Genomic DNA, 13,601 nt, shown 5'->3' on the forward strand with positions numbered 1-13,601 from the left:
CCCCCAAGATGGCGAACGCATTGCTGATCCAGATTCTCAACGGCCTCGTCTATGGGGGCCTGCTCTTCATCGTGTCGGTCGGGCTGGTGCTGATCTTCGGGCTGCGGCGGGTGGTGAATTTCGCCCATGGCAGCCTGTTCATGATCGGCGCCTATGTCGGCTTCAGCATCGCCACCGTCGCCGGCTTCTGGGCCGGCGTCGCCGGGGCCGCGGTGGTGCTGGCGGCGGCCGGCGTGCTGCTCGACATGTCGGTGTTCCGGCCGCTGCGCCGCCAGGACCCGATCGCCACCGTCCTGGTCACCTTCGGGCTGCTGCTGATCCTTGAGGATCTCGCCCACACCGTCTGGGGCAAGGAAACCCGGTCCCTGCCCTTGCCGGAGATGCTGACCGGCAGCGTCGAGATCCTGGGCGAACCCTTCCCGGCCTACCGCCTGATGGTGATCGCGGTCGCGGCGGCGGTCGGCGTCGGGCTGGCCCTGTGGCTGCGCTTCAGCCGGATCGGGCTGTTCGTCCGCGCCTCCAGCGTCGATCCGGTGACGACGGCGGTGCAGGGGGTCGACACCGACCGGGTGAGCGCGCTGGTGGTCGCCATCGGCACCGGGCTGGCTGGCCTGTCGGGCACCATCGCCGCCCCGCTGCTGGCGCTGTCGCCGTCGATGGGCGGGTCGATCCTGATCGAATCCTTCATCGTCGTGGTGGTCGGCGGCCTCGGCAGCTTTTCCGGCGCGCTGATCGCGGCGCTCGCCATCGGCCAGATCCACAATCTCGGCATCATCTACGTCCCCTGGGCAGCGACGATGGTGCCCTTCCTCCTGATGGTCGCGGTCCTGGTGTGGCGGCCGACCGGTTTCGCAGGGAGCCACGTATGAGCCGCGCAACCATGAACATGACCGCCGGCCGCATCAACGCGCCCCGCCTGTCGCATCTCTCCTGGATCCTGCTGGCCGTCGCGGTGGCGGCCGGGTTCGGCCTGCCGGCGGTGGTCGGCTCGGTGCTGGTGCTGACGCTGCTGACGCAGGCGGTGATCGGCGGGATGCTGGCGGTCGGCGTCGGCTTCCTGATCCGCCAGAACGGCGTCGTCAGCTTCGGCCATGCCGCGTGGTACGGGGTGTCGGCCTACTGCCTCGGCCTGCTGCTGCGCCACGGGGTGCTGCCGGTGGAGCTGGCGCTGGTGCTGGCGCTCGCCGTGCCGACGCTGACCGCCTTCCTGCTCGGGCTGGTGATCGTGCGGGTTCCGGGCGTCGCCTTCTCGATGCTGACGCTAGCGGTGGGACAGGCCTTCCACGAATTCGCGATGAAGGCGCAGGGGCTGACCAACGGCGACGACGGCTTCGCCATCCCGCTGCCCGACAGCCTGTTCGGCCTGCCGATCTCCACCGTGCAGCAGCCCGACACGATGTTCGTCCTGTGCTGGACGCTGTTGGCGCTGGTGATCTTCGGCCTCTACGTCACCGTGCGCAGCCCCTTCGGCCGGCTGACCGAGGCGATCCGCGAGAATGAGGAGCGCGCCCGCTTCATCGGCTACAAGACGGTGCTGCCGCGTGCCGCGACCTATGCCATCTCGGCGTTCGTGGCGGCGCTGGCCGGGCTTCTCTTCGCGCTCTACAACGGCTTCGTCTCGCCCGAGGTGCTGCACTGGAGCCTGTCCGGCTCGGCGCTGATCATGGCGGTCATCGGCGGCTCGCGGCTCTTGTGGGGGCCGGCGCTGGGCGCGGTGATCTTCTTCTTCCTCAAGGATCTGGCCGGGAACCTGACCGAGCATTGGCCGGCGATGATCGGCGTCACCGTGATCGTCGTCACCGTGCTGATGCCGGCCGGCATCGCCGGAACCATCGCCGGAACCCTGGCCGAACTGACCGGGCGCCTGCGCCGGGCGGGAGGCCGGGCATGAACAGGAGCATGAACGGCACCTACGCCATCGAGGGGACCGCGCTGACCCGGCCCTATGGCGGCTTCTTCGCGGTGAACAAGGTCGACATCGCGGTGCCCCACGGCGAGATCCGCGGCCTGATCGGGCCGAACGGCGCCGGCAAATCGACGCTGATCGACGTCCTGTCGGGACGCGCCGCGGTGTGGTCGGGACAGGTCAGAATGGACGGCCGCGACATCGGCGCGATGAGCGTGCAGGAACGCCGCCGCCACGGCATGGCCCGCTCCTTCCAGAAGACCAACATCTTCCCCGAGCTGTCGGTGCGCGAGCAGCTCGACCTAGCCGCCCGGCAGGCCGAGAAGCCCAACGTCGAAGAGGTGATGGACGAGCTGGGCCTGTCCGGGCTGGCGGATGCCAAGGCGCGCGACATCGCCTATGGCGAGCAGCGCCGGCTCGACCTGGCGCTGGCGCTGATCGGCCGGCCGCGCGTGCTGCTGCTGGACGAGCCGGCGGCCGGACTGTCGATGCGGGAATCGCTGAACCTCGCCACCCTGCTGCGCGATCTGGCCCAGCGCTGGAGGGTCACCGTCCTGATCGTCGAGCACGACATGGAGGTCGTCTTCTCCATCTGCGACCGCATCACCGTCCTCCAGCTGGGCCGAATCCTGGCCGAGGGCACGCCGGACGAGATCCGCCGCTCGGCTGACGTCGTCACCGCCTATCTCGGGAGCGCCGCATGAGCGAACTTCTGGCCTTCCGCGACGTCGTCGCCGGCTATGGCGGCGCGCGCATCCTCCACGACCTGGATTTCCGCATCGATGCCGGCGAGCGGGTCGCCGTGCTGGGGCGCAACGGGGTCGGCAAGACGACCATCGTCAACGCCTTCCTCGGCATCGCCCGGCGCATGCAGGGGGAAATCCGGCTGGCGGGCAAGGCGGTGGGCGACATCCGCCATTTCACCGCGGCGCGGGCCGGCATCTCGGTGGTGCCGCAGGGGCGCTGCATCATCCCCAACCTGACGGTGCGCGAGAACCTGATCCTGGGCGCCGCCGTCCGCCGCAAGGGGGCGTGGACCATCGAGCGGATCTTCGAAATGTTCCCGATCCTGCGCGAGCGGGCCGACACGCCGGGAACCGCGCTGTCCGGCGGCCAGCAGCAGATGCTGGCGATCGGCCGCGCCCTGATGGCGAACCCGCACCTGCTGGTGCTGGACGAGCCCAGCGAGGGGCTGGCCCCGGTGATCGTCGACGAGCTGGCCGGCAACCTGCGCCGGGTCGCCGACGGCGGCACCGGCCTGCTGATCATCGAGCAGAACCACAGCCTCGTCCACCGGGTGGCCGAACGCTACTACGTGCTGTCCAAGGGCGAGGTGGCGGAACAGGGCGCGATGGCCGCCTTGACCAAGGAAAGCCTGAAGAAGCACATCGCGGTGTGATGCTTTCCCCCTCTCCCCCCGGGGGAGAGGGCTGGGGTGAGGGGGACGCACGGCGGCCGTTTTCCGGAAATGCCGGTGCTCCCCGCCGTCCCCGAACCAGTCGCTACGCATCCCCCTCACCCCGACCCTCTCCCCGGGGGGAGAGGGGGAGAAAGGCGGAAGAGGGGAAAAAAACAGAATCATGGAGGAAACGATGACCAGGACCAACAGCCTCAGGCTCCGCGCTCTCGGCGCCGCCAGCGCCCTCGCCCTCGCCTTTTCCGGTACCGCCCACGCCCAGGACACGCTGAAGATCGGCGTGCCGACCGCCATGTCCGGCACCTATGCCGACCTCGGCAACCAGGCCAAGCGCGCGGTCGAGTTCGCCGTTGCCGAGGCCAACGCCAAGGGCGGCGTCGCCGGCCACAAGGTCGAGATCAAGATCCTCGACACCGAAGCCAAGCCCGATCTCGCCCGCAAGCAGTCCGAACGGCTGGCGCTGGAGGGCTACAAGGTGCTGACCGGCATCATCGCGTCGGGCGAGGCGCTGGCCATCGCGCCGATGCTCGACCGCTGGGACGCGCTTTATGTCGCCACCGTGACCAAGAGCGACAAGATCACCGGCGACAGCTGCGTCCGCCGCGCCTTCCGCGTCAACCACCAGGACGCGCAGGATGCGGCGGTCGTCAAGCCCTGGCTGGCCGGGCGCAAGGAACAGAAATGGGCGGTCATCGGCATGGACGGCGCCTGGGGCCGCGGGTCGGGCGCCGGCTTCAAGGAGGCCGCCGCCGCACACGGCAAGACGGTCGTCGCCGAGCTCTACCCGCCGCTCGGCGCCACCGACTACGCCGCCTACATCCAGCAGATCAAGGCGTCGGGTGCCGAAGGGTTGTGGGTGGCGCTGGCCGGGCGCGACGCCGTCAGCTTCGCCACCCAGGCGCGGCAGTTCGGCCTGCTCGACAGCGTCTTCACCGCCGGGGTCAGCTTCGTCACCGACAACACGGTGCAGGCGATGGGCGAGACCGCCAAGGGCATCCACGGCATCATCAACTACAGCTCGACCCTCGACACGCCGGAAAACAGGAGCTTCGCCGCCGCCTGGGCCAAGCACTTCAACGGCGACCAGCCGTCGAACTTCGAGGGCGAGACCTATCTCGGCATGCAGGTCATCTTCCAGGCGGTCGAGAAGGCCAGGAGCGTCAAGCCGATCGACATCGCCCGGGCGATGAGCGGCGGCAGCTTCGACACCATCCTCGGCAGGCTCGCCTTCCGGCCCGAGGACAACCAGCTGGTCCTGCCCAACTATTTCGGCCATGTCGCCGAGGCCGGCGGCAAGCTGCGCCCGGTGGTGACGATGTCCTTCCCGGCCGATCAGGCGACCCCGCCCCCGTCGGGCGCCTGCAAGCTGGCGAAGCTCTGACCCCCGCCCCACTCCCCTTGCCACCATCAGCGGAAGGAGCCGGCACATGTCCGCTCAGGCATTTCTGGAAAGCCGCTTCGGGCTGGGCGGCTCCGTCTTCCTCGTCACCGGCGGGGCCGGCGGCATCGGCTTCGCCGCCGCCCGCGCCGCGGCCCAGGCCGGTGCCGTCGCCGTCATCAACGACCTCGACCCCGAGCGCACCGAACAGGCTGCCGCGACCTTGCGCGACGAGGGGCTGGAGGCGACCGCCGCCCCCTTCAGCGTCACCGATCCGGACGCGGTGCGGGCCGGCATCGCCCGGATCCTCGACCGCCATGGCCGCATCGACAGCCTGTTCAGCAACGCCGGCAACCAGAACCGCAAGGCCTTCCTGGACTACCGGCCCGACGAATGGGCATCGCTGTGGAAGACCCATGTCGACGGTGCCTTCAACCTCTGCCAGGCGGTGCTGCCGTCGATGGTGGAGCGGCGCGGCGGGCGCATCGTGCTGATGTCGTCGATCTCGGCCTTCGGGTCGCGCGGCACCATCAGCGCCTATGCCACCGCCAAGGGCGGGCTGGCCGCGATGACGCGGGCGCTGGCGGTGGAATACGGGCCGCTCGGGATCGCCTGCAACGCCATCGCCCCCGGCTATGTCGCCACCGGCTTCACCACGGCGATGCAGGGGAACGAGGCCTTCCAGCGCTACATCGAAAGCGACGTTCCGGCGCGGCGCTGGGGGACGCCGGAGGACATCGCCGGGGTGGCGGTCTTCCTGGCGGGACCGGCCAGCGGCTTCATCAACGGACAGGTCATCCCGGTGGACGGCGGGCTGCTCGCCACGCTGTGAGAGACCAGAAGAGACTACGCAGAGGAACAACCACATGCCTGACCGTCCCATCCTGATCGCCGGAGGCGGCATCGGCGGTTTGGCCGCCGCGCTGGGGCTGGCCCGCAAGGGCTTCCGCTCGATCGTGCTCGAACAGGCCCCCCAGCTGGGGGAGATCGGCGCCGGCATCCAGATCGGCCCGAACGCCTTCCATGCCTTCGACTGGCTCGGCGTCGGCGACGCCGCGCGGGCCAAGGCGGTCTACATCGACCATCTGGTGCTGATGGACGCGATGCGCGACGAACGGATCGCCGCCATCCCGCTCGACGAGCCGTTCCGCCGCCGCTTCAAGAATCCCTACGCCGTCGTCCACCGCGCCGACCTGCACATGGTGCTGCTCGACGCCTGCCGGGCCAGCGACCTCATCGAACTGCGCACCAGCGCGTCGGTCGAACGCTATGAGCAGGACGGCGCGTCGGTCACCGTCACGCTCGGCACCGGCGAGCGGCTGGCCGGCTCCGCCCTCGTCGGCGCCGACGGGCTGCGCTCCAAGGTGCGGGCACAGGTGGTGGGCGACGCGCAGCCGCGCGTGTCCGGCCACACCACCTTCCGCTCGGTCATCCCGACCGAACAGATGCCGGAGGATCTGCGCTGGAACGCGGCGACGCTGTGGGCCGGGCCGAAATGCCACATCGTCCATTACCCGCTGAAGGGCGGCAAGGTCTTCAACCTCGTCGTCACCTGCCACAACGACGCCGCGGAGGCGGTGGCCGGCGTGCCGGTGACCCGGGAGGAGGTCCACAAAGGCTTCGAGCACATCGCCGACCGGCCGAAGCGGATCATCGAGCGCGGCGAGAACTGGAAGCTGTGGGTGCTGTGCGACCGCGACCCGACGCCGAACTGGGTGGACGGCCGCGTCGTGCTGCTGGGCGACGCCGCGCACCCGATGCTGCAATATCTGGCGCAGGGCGCCTGCATGGCGCTGGAGGACGCGGTCAACCTCTCCCACCATATGGCCGAGACCGGCGGCGATCTCGATGCCGCCTTCCCCGCCTACAACCGCGACCGCTTCGCCCGCACCGGCCGGGTCCAGCTCAATTCCCGGCTGATGGGCGACTATGTCTACCACCCGGCGGGCGGTCCGGCGGCGCTGCGCAACGCGGTCCTCGGCAACTCGACCCGCGAGCAGCATTACGACCGCGTGGCGTGGCTCTACGGCGTGACCGGTCTCGGCGCCGCAATCTGACAGAAAGGATCGTCCCATGTCCATTTCCGGACCGCCCGCCGAGACGGCCGAACGGCAGGCCTATTACGACAAGATCAGCAAACGCAACCTGAACCCGCTGTGGTCGGTGATGAGCGCCATCATCACCCGCGAGCCGCGCAGCGCCTGCGTGCCGCATCTGTGGGCCTTCGCCGAGATGAAGGAGCTGCTGCTGGAGGCGGGCTCCCTCATCACCGCCAAGGAGGCCGAGCGCCGGGTGCTGATGCTGGAGAATCCCGGCATGCCGGGCCAGAACCGCATCACCACCTCGCTCTATGCCGGGCTTCAATTGGTATTGCCCGGCGAGGTCGCGCCGGCCCACCGCCACAGCCAGTCGGCGGTCCGCTTCGTGCTGGACGGGGCCGGCGCCCACACCTCGGTGGATGGCGAGCGCACCATCATGGAGGTCGGCGACTTCGTCATCACCCCGCCGCGCGCCTGGCACGACCACGGCAACCACAGCGACCGGCCGATGATCTGGCTCGACGGGCTCGACATCCCGACCGTCTCCTTCTACGACGCCTCCTTCGCCGAATCCTACCCGGACGACGAGCAGCCGGTGACCCGGCCGGTCGGCCATTCGCTGGCGCGGTTCGGCGCCAACATGCTGCCGGTCGATTACGAGGCGGCGCAGCCCTCCTCCCCCATCTTCAACTATCCCTATGCCCGCACCCGCGAGGCGCTGGAGGCGATGCGCCGGCAGCAGGAGTGGGACCCGTGCCACGGGCTGAAGATGCGCTTCGTCAACCCGGTGGACGGCGGCTCGCCGATGCCGACCATGTCGGCCTTCATGCAGCTGCTGCCGAAGGATTTCGCCACCAGCGCCTACCGCAGCACCGACGCCACCATCTTCGCGGTGGTCGAGGGGCACGGCACCACGACGATCGACGGCCAGCCCTTCGCCTGGGGACCGAAGGACGTGTTCGTGGCTCCGAGCTGGAAATGGGTGACGCACCATGCCGGCGAGGATGCGGTGATCTTCAGCTATTCCGACCGCATCGCCCAGCAGAAGCTCGGCCTGTGGCGCGAAGACCGCGGCAACCGAGTGAAGGAGTGAGACGGATGCCGATGGAGGTCTACGGCTATTTCCGCTCGTCCGCCGCCTACCGGCTGCGGATCGCGCTGGCCCTGAAGGGGCTGACGGCGGAACAGCACTTCGTCCACCTGCGTCGGAAGGAGCAGTCCTCGCCCGGCTATCTCGCGGTCAATCCGATGGGGCTGGTGCCGGCACTGGTGGAGGACGGGCGGACGCTGACCCAGTCGCTCGCCATCATCGAGTATCTGGACGAGACGCACCCGACGCCGCCGCTGCTGCCGGGCAACCCGTTCGACCGAGCCTGGGTGCGGTCGGTGGCGCTGGCGGTCGCCTGCGACATCCACCCGGTCAACAACCTGCGCATCCTGAACCACCTGCGCGACGCGCTCGGCCAGGACGAGGATGCCCGCAACGGCTGGTACGCCCATTGGGTGGCGGAAGGCTTCCACGGGCTGGAGGCGATGCTGGCGGCGGCCCCGCGGCCCGGCACCCTCTGCTTCGGCGACGAACCGACGCTGGCCGACATCTGCCTCGTCCCGCAGGTCTTCAACGCCGAGCGGATGAACTGCCCGCTCGACGACTATCCGACGATCCGCCGCATCGCCGCGGCGGCGCGCTCCCTGCCGGCCTTCCAGGCCGCCGAGCCGGGCCGCCAGCCCGATGCCGAGTGATCCCACCTCATTGAAGGAAGAACCGACTTGACCAGCTACGTCTTCGATCCGGCACCGCGCCCCGCCGCCCCGGTCCGCGGCACCGACGCCCGGTTTCCGATCAACCGCATCTTCTGCGTCGGCCGCAACTACGAGGCCCATGCCCGCGAGATGGGCGTGCAGGTCGACCGCGAGGCGCCCTTCTACTTCACCAAGTCGCCCGGCACCTATGTGCCGTCGGGCGCCACCGTCGCCTATCCGCCCTCGACCGGGAACTATCATTACGAGATGGAGCTGGTGGTCGCCATCGGGAAGCCGGCCTTCCGCATCGCCCGGGAGGATGCCCTTGATGCCGTGTACGGCTATGCCTGCGGCCTCGACATGACCCGGCGCGACCTGCAGCTCGCCGCCCGCGCCAAGCAGCGGCCCTGGGACATCGGCAAGGATTTCGAGGAGTCGGCCGTGCTGTCGGAGATCGTCCCGGTCGCCGATTGCGGCCACCCGGCCGCCGGACCGCTGGAATTGCGGGTGAATGGCGAAACCCGGCAGTCGAGCGACCTCGGCCTGCTGATCTGGTCGGTGCCCGAGCTGATCGCCCATCTCTCCACCCTCTACCATCTGCAGCCGGGCGACCTGATCTATACCGGGACGCCGGAAGGCGTCGGCCCGGTCGGGCCGGGCGACCGGATCGAAGGCTCGATCGCCGGTCTCGGCGGCATCGCCCTGACCGTCGGGTGAGGCCGGTGCATGGCCCCGGTCAGCGGCCGATCAGCGGCTTCAGCCAGGGCGAATTGGCGAAGACGTCGGTGAAGTAGCCCTGCTGGATCACCGCCCGCCCGGCCTTGTGGATGCCGGCGGGCAGCGATCCCAGCTCGCCCCTCCGCGTCACCACATGGATGGAGCGGCGGAATCCGGAGGTCGGCAGCGGCATCACCCGCATGTGGCTGAGATGCTGGCGGCTCTTCACCAGGGCGGTCGGCGGCAGCAGGCTCCATCCCATCTCCTCGGCCACCATCGCCATCACGGTATCGGTGGCGTCGAAGGCGAAGCTGCGCGGCACCTCCATCCCCAGCCGGCGCAGATGCTGGTCCACCAGCCGGCCGAGCGCGCTGTCGGTCGTGCTGCGGATCAGCGGCAGCGTGCGCGACAGGGCGCGCAACGCCGCCTCGTCGGCGATTTCCGGGCAGCTGCGCGGCAGCAGCAGCACGAAGGGCTCGATCAGCAGGCGCTGGCTGTCGACCTGGTCCATGTCGTCGAAGCTGTCGTTGGTGAACAGCACGTCGAGGCGGCGGGCGAGGAACTGCTCGCGCAATTGCCCGCACAGGCCCGACGCGATGCTGAAGGACGGCACATTGTCGCGCAGCCGCTGCAGCAGCCGCGGGATGAAGGGCGCCGCCAGCGTGTCGATGCAGCCGATCCGCAATTCCGGCATGAAGGGCGCGTCGGCCCCGCCGATGGCCGCCGGCAATTGCCGCGCGTCGGTCAGGATGCGGTTGCTCCAATGCCAGAGCCGCTGGCCGGCGGCGGTCAGCGCCATCGGCCGGATGCTGCGGTCGAGCAGCTGGGTGGAGAAGGCGGTTTCCAGTTGACGGACGACATGCGATACCGCCGACTGGGTCAGCCCGAGCCGGCCGGCGGCGCGGGTCATGCTGCCCAGCTCGGCCACGGCGACGAACACTTCCAGGGATCCCAGGTCGAAGTCTCGGTGATGCATGGCGCTCCGATATGTGGGCTGGCGGCGGCTGGCGGGTCGGACGGCGGACTGCATACTATCTTATGCGGACCGCCTTTATGAATGGTGGTCATACCGACCATGAGATAAATTTGTTCCTCTGACCGGGTGGCGGATTCCACGGCAGCCTCGCAGGCTGTCTGCAAACCCTGCCGGAGCGCCCGCGATGACCCTGATTCCCGACGATGCCCCCCTCCCCGCCGCCGCCCGACGGATCGGCGATTGGCTGGCGGGCTTGCGGCGAAGCGACATTCCGGAGCCGGTCGCAGCGGTCGCGTTGGACTGCATCGTCGACACACTGGGCGTGGCGCTGGCTGGAGCCGGTACGGAGGCCGCCCGGCTGGCCGCGGACGAGGCGCGTGAAATTTACGCTGCCGGAGCTTCGCAGCTGCTGGCCGGAGGGCGGCTGTGCCCGGAGGGCGCCGCCTTCGCCAATGTCGCCGCCGCCCATGCGCTGGATTTCGACGACAACAGCTATGCCGGCTTCGTCCACGGCTCCGCCATCGTGGTCCCGGTGGCGCTGGCAATGGTCGAGATGACAGACGGTACGGGAAGGGACCTGCTCACCGCCGTGGTGGCCGGGGCGGAGGCGCAATATGCGCTGGCGGAGGCGGTCGGTAACGGGGTCTATCATGCCGGCTGGTGGACCACCGCGCTGTTCGGAACCGTCGGCGCAGCGGCGGCCGGCGCCAGGGCGTTCGGGCTGGACGGGCGGACGGCGGCCGACGCCATCGCCTTCGCGCTGTGCGGGACCGGCGGGATGCGCGCCTGCTTCGGCACCGGGGCCAAGCCGCTGCTCGCGGCACAGGCGGCGGCGAACGGGGTGCGCGCCGCCCGGCTGGCCGCAAGGGGACTGACTGTGCCGCATGGGGTGGTGGAGGATCCGCGCGGCTTCGCCCGGCTGGTGGCAGCCGGCCGCTTCGATCCGGCGGCGCTGGATGGGCTCGGCCGGCGCTGGCGCCTGCTCGATCCCGGCATCGACACCAAGCTCTATCCGGTCTGCCTGTCGGCCCATGCCGCCATCGACGCGGTGCGCGACCTGATGGTGGAGCGGGGCCTCGCTGCCGGCAACATCCGCGCCGTCCACTGCCGCGTTCCCCCGGTGGTGGTGGCCAACCTGACCTACGACCGCCCGGCGACGCCGGGGGAGGCCCGCTTCAGCCTGCCCTTCGCCGTCGCCTGCGCGATGCTGTACGGCACCCTGGGGCTGGAGCATCTCGACGACGCGACGCTCGCCGACCCGGCGCTGCGCGAGGCGATGGAGCGGGTTTCCATGACCGCCGATCCCGGCTGGACCGCCGATGCCGACCGTGCCCGCCTCGCGCCGGAAGGGGCGGAGATCCACGTCGAGACGGTGACGGGCGAGCGCATCGACCGCTTCTGCGCCTCGGCCCGCGGCACGGTGGCCCGCCCGCTGTCGGCGGCGGAACTTGCGGCAAAGTTCCTGACCTGCGCCGGCCGCGCGGTCGGGCCGGAGGGGGCGGAGCGTCTCCACCGGAGCTTGCGGCGGCTGGAGACATTGTCCGGCCTCCCGGGCCTGCTCGACCCGAGCCCAACCATGGCCGTGGCTCATGATGTCGATGAATATCGGTCATGATGGGCAGCCGGCGAGCCGGCAGCGGCCCGCTTTTTCAGCAAGCGGGGCTGTCGAACCATTCGGGAAAAACACAGGAAAACCAGCGATTTCAGCGGCGGTGCGCTGCACAAAATATGTTCGCATCCGCGGTATGCATGAAATTTAGGCGGCATGCCGCCCGTTCGCCGTCCTGCCGCAGCCCTTTCCACGGGCGGCGGCCATGTGCGACCGTTTCGGACAAGTGGAAACCAAGGTCCGCCGCAAGGACCGGCAAACAGAGAGGCTTTCATGATGATGCGACGTTTGGTGGCGCGGGCCGTGCTCTCGGCGATCCTCCTGTCCGGGACGGCGATGTCGGTCCAGGCCGCGGGCACGCTCAAGGTGTCGGTGGATTCCAACCTGAACACGCTGGATCCCGCCAAGATGAAGGGCGGCCAGGAGTATGTCGCCGCCTACCTGATCTTCAACGGGCTGACGATCATCAGCCATGACATGACGGTGAAGCCCGACCTGGCCGAACGTTGGGAGCGCAGCGACGACCTGAAGACCTGGACCTTTTATCTCCGCAAGGGCGTGAAGTTCCACAACGGCCGCGAACTGGAGGCCGAGGACGTCGTCGCCACCATCGCCCGCATCCAGGACAAAGCGACCGGCTCCACCGCCCGGGTCAATTTCGAGATCGTGGAGTCGATGAAGGCGCTGGACCCGCTGACCGTCCAGTTCCAGCTGAAGAGCCCCTATGCCGGCTTCGCCGAGCTGTTCGGCGAGCGTCAGGCCCGCATCGTGCCGCGCGACGCCGTCGACACGCTGGCCTCCAAGCCGGTCGGCACCGGCCCGTTCGAGTTCGTGTCCTTCGCCCCCGGCGACCGCATCGTCCTGAAGCGCAACCCGGCTTATTTCGAGCCGGGCCTGCCGAAGCTGGACGAGGTGATCGTGCGCATCCTGCCGGAATCGGCGGCCCAGGTGGCGGCGCTGACCACCGGCGAGCTTGATCTGGTGTGGAACCTGCCGCTGGAGGCCATCGACAAGGTCAAGGCCGACCCCAAGCTGAAGGTCGATTCCGTCCCGACATCGACCTGGGACGGCGTCATCATGAACAACGCGGTGAAGCCGTTCGACGACCCGCGCGTGCGCAAGGCCGTGGCGATGGCGCTCGACAAGCAGGCGATCACCCAGATCGCGCTGTTCGGCAACGGCACGCCGACCCACTCGCCGATCCCGCCGAGCCACCCCTACTACAACAAGGATCTGAAGATCGCCAAGGGCGACCCAGCCGGCGCGAAGAAGCTGCTGGCCGAGGCGGGCTATCCCAACGGCTTCGAGGTCACGCTGCACACCCCGGCCGGCCGCGCCACCCGCGAACGGCTCGGCCTTGCGGTGCGCGAGCTGCTGAAGCCGGCCGGCATCACAGTCAACGTCCAGCGCGTGCCGTTCGACGTCTTCCTGAAGGACATCGAAGGCAAGGCCGGCTTCTACATCGACGGCTTCTTCAGCCGCCCGACCATCGATACCTCGGTCTATCCCTGGTACCACTCGCGCGGGTCGTGGAACACCGCGCTGTGGAGCTATTCCAACCCGAAGATGGACACGCTGCTGGACGGCGCCCGCCAGGCCAAGAGCGAGGACGAGGCGAAGTCGCTCTACACCCAGATCCAGGCGCTGGCGGTGGAGGATTCGCCGGGCGTCATCCCCTACGTCATCAACCACATCAACGGCATGAGCGCCAAGGTCCACGGGTTCCATTCGCACCCGATGATGTTCCTCGACCTGCGCAACGTGTCGGTCGACTGAGGCCAACCGGGGACCGGCCGCGGTGTGCGCGGCCGGTCCC

13 protein-coding genes are annotated in these 13,601 nt (G+C 69.3%); 12 read left to right on the forward strand and 1 reads right to left on the reverse strand.

Translation table 11 applies throughout. The features are described from left to right. Positions 1-8 precede the first annotated feature (8 nt). The 10 genes from AL072_RS21195 to AL072_RS21240 all read left to right on the forward strand — a co-directional run bounded on the left by AL072_RS21195 (position 9) and on the right by AL072_RS21240 (position 9,200). Entirely contained in the window at positions 9-869 is an 861-nt protein-coding gene (locus AL072_RS21195) for a branched-chain amino acid ABC transporter permease (RefSeq protein ID WP_045584198.1), read from the forward strand. Beyond that, on the forward strand, positions 866-1,891 hold the full coding sequence (locus AL072_RS21200; RefSeq protein WP_052710235.1) for a branched-chain amino acid ABC transporter permease: 1,026 nt from the start codon (positions 866-868) through the stop codon (positions 1,889-1,891). The genes AL072_RS21195 and AL072_RS21200 overlap by 4 nt, the downstream gene beginning before the upstream one ends. Continuing rightward, entirely contained in the window at positions 1,888-2,610 is a 723-nt protein-coding gene (locus AL072_RS21205; RefSeq protein ID WP_200909907.1) for an ABC transporter ATP-binding protein, read from the forward strand. Before AL072_RS21200 ends, AL072_RS21205 begins: the two co-directional genes overlap by 4 nt. Then, entirely contained in the window at positions 2,607-3,305 is a 699-nt protein-coding gene (locus AL072_RS21210) for an ABC transporter ATP-binding protein (RefSeq protein WP_045584200.1), read from the forward strand. Before AL072_RS21205 ends, AL072_RS21210 begins: the two co-directional genes overlap by 4 nt. Positions 3,306-3,498: 193 nt before the next feature. Continuing rightward, on the forward strand, positions 3,499-4,704 hold the full coding sequence (locus AL072_RS21215) for an ABC transporter substrate-binding protein (protein ID WP_045584629.1): 1,206 nt from the start codon (positions 3,499-3,501) through the stop codon (positions 4,702-4,704). 46 nt (positions 4,705-4,750) lie between these two features. Continuing rightward, the gene (locus tag AL072_RS21220; RefSeq protein ID WP_045584201.1) at positions 4,751-5,533 is read left to right on the forward strand and encodes an SDR family NAD(P)-dependent oxidoreductase; all 783 of its coding nucleotides are present in this window, start codon (positions 4,751-4,753) and stop codon (positions 5,531-5,533) included. Between the two features lie 34 nt (positions 5,534-5,567). Then, positions 5,568-6,758 (forward strand): 3-hydroxybenzoate 6-monooxygenase, encoded by a 1,191-nt coding sequence (locus AL072_RS21225; protein WP_045584202.1) that lies wholly within the window; start codon positions 5,568-5,570, stop codon positions 6,756-6,758. A gap of 16 nt (positions 6,759-6,774) precedes the next feature. After that, on the forward strand, positions 6,775-7,833 hold the full coding sequence (gtdA, locus tag AL072_RS21230) for a gentisate 1,2-dioxygenase (protein WP_045584203.1): 1,059 nt from the start codon (positions 6,775-6,777) through the stop codon (positions 7,831-7,833). Positions 7,834-7,844: 11 nt separating this feature from the next. Then, positions 7,845-8,483 (forward strand): maleylacetoacetate isomerase, encoded by a 639-nt coding sequence (gene maiA, locus AL072_RS21235; protein WP_045584630.1) that lies wholly within the window; start codon positions 7,845-7,847, stop codon positions 8,481-8,483. Between the two features lie 27 nt (positions 8,484-8,510). Continuing rightward, on the forward strand, positions 8,511-9,200 hold the full coding sequence (locus tag AL072_RS21240) for a fumarylacetoacetate hydrolase family protein (protein ID WP_045584204.1): 690 nt from the start codon (positions 8,511-8,513) through the stop codon (positions 9,198-9,200). A gap of 19 nt (positions 9,201-9,219) precedes the next feature. Here the strand turns inward: AL072_RS21240 and AL072_RS21245 are convergent, their stop codons facing one another. Beyond that, positions 9,220-10,176: a LysR family transcriptional regulator gene (locus tag AL072_RS21245; RefSeq protein ID WP_045584205.1), complete on the reverse strand. Its 957-nt coding sequence runs from the start codon at positions 10,174-10,176 to the stop codon at positions 9,220-9,222. Between the two features lie 184 nt (positions 10,177-10,360). Here AL072_RS21245 and AL072_RS21250 point away from each other — a divergent pair, with 184 nt between their 5' ends. Beyond that, positions 10,361-11,791, forward strand: a complete 1,431-nt coding sequence (locus AL072_RS21250; RefSeq protein ID WP_045584206.1) for an MmgE/PrpD family protein — start codon at positions 10,361-10,363, stop codon at positions 11,789-11,791. 267 nt (positions 11,792-12,058) lie between these two features. After that, entirely contained in the window at positions 12,059-13,561 is a 1,503-nt protein-coding gene (locus AL072_RS21255; protein ID WP_045584207.1) for an ABC transporter substrate-binding protein, read from the forward strand. The last annotated feature ends 40 nt before the right edge of the window (positions 13,562-13,601 follow it).

Origin of the sequence: Azospirillum thiophilum (genome assembly GCF_001305595.1) — a bacterium.
In the GTDB taxonomy this organism is placed as follows: Bacteria; Pseudomonadota; Alphaproteobacteria; order Azospirillales; family Azospirillaceae; genus Azospirillum; species Azospirillum thiophilum.

Coding starts and splice junctions, on each gene's coding strand:
- maiA (WP_045584630.1), top strand. CDS start 7,845: ATGGAGGTCTACGGCTATTTCCGCTCGTCCGCCGCCTACCGGCTGCGG.
- AL072_RS21195 (WP_045584198.1), top strand. CDS start 9: ATGGCGAACGCATTGCTGATCCAGATTCTCAACGGCCTCGTCTATGGG.
- gtdA (WP_045584203.1), top strand. CDS start 6,775: ATGTCCATTTCCGGACCGCCCGCCGAGACGGCCGAACGGCAGGCCTAT.
- AL072_RS21255 (WP_045584207.1), top strand. CDS start 12,059: ATGATGATGCGACGTTTGGTGGCGCGGGCCGTGCTCTCGGCGATCCTC.
- AL072_RS21225 (WP_045584202.1), top strand. CDS start 5,568: ATGCCTGACCGTCCCATCCTGATCGCCGGAGGCGGCATCGGCGGTTTG.
- AL072_RS21205 (WP_200909907.1), top strand. CDS start 1,888: ATGAACAGGAGCATGAACGGCACCTACGCCATCGAGGGGACCGCGCTG.
- AL072_RS21200 (WP_052710235.1), top strand. CDS start 866: ATGAGCCGCGCAACCATGAACATGACCGCCGGCCGCATCAACGCGCCC.
- AL072_RS21210 (WP_045584200.1), top strand. CDS start 2,607: ATGAGCGAACTTCTGGCCTTCCGCGACGTCGTCGCCGGCTATGGCGGC.
- AL072_RS21220 (WP_045584201.1), top strand. CDS start 4,751: ATGTCCGCTCAGGCATTTCTGGAAAGCCGCTTCGGGCTGGGCGGCTCC.
- AL072_RS21245 (WP_045584205.1), bottom strand. CDS start 10,176: ATGCATCACCGAGACTTCGACCTGGGATCCCTGGAAGTGTTCGTCGCC.
- AL072_RS21215 (WP_045584629.1), top strand. CDS start 3,499: ATGACCAGGACCAACAGCCTCAGGCTCCGCGCTCTCGGCGCCGCCAGC.
- AL072_RS21250 (WP_045584206.1), top strand. CDS start 10,361: ATGACCCTGATTCCCGACGATGCCCCCCTCCCCGCCGCCGCCCGACGG.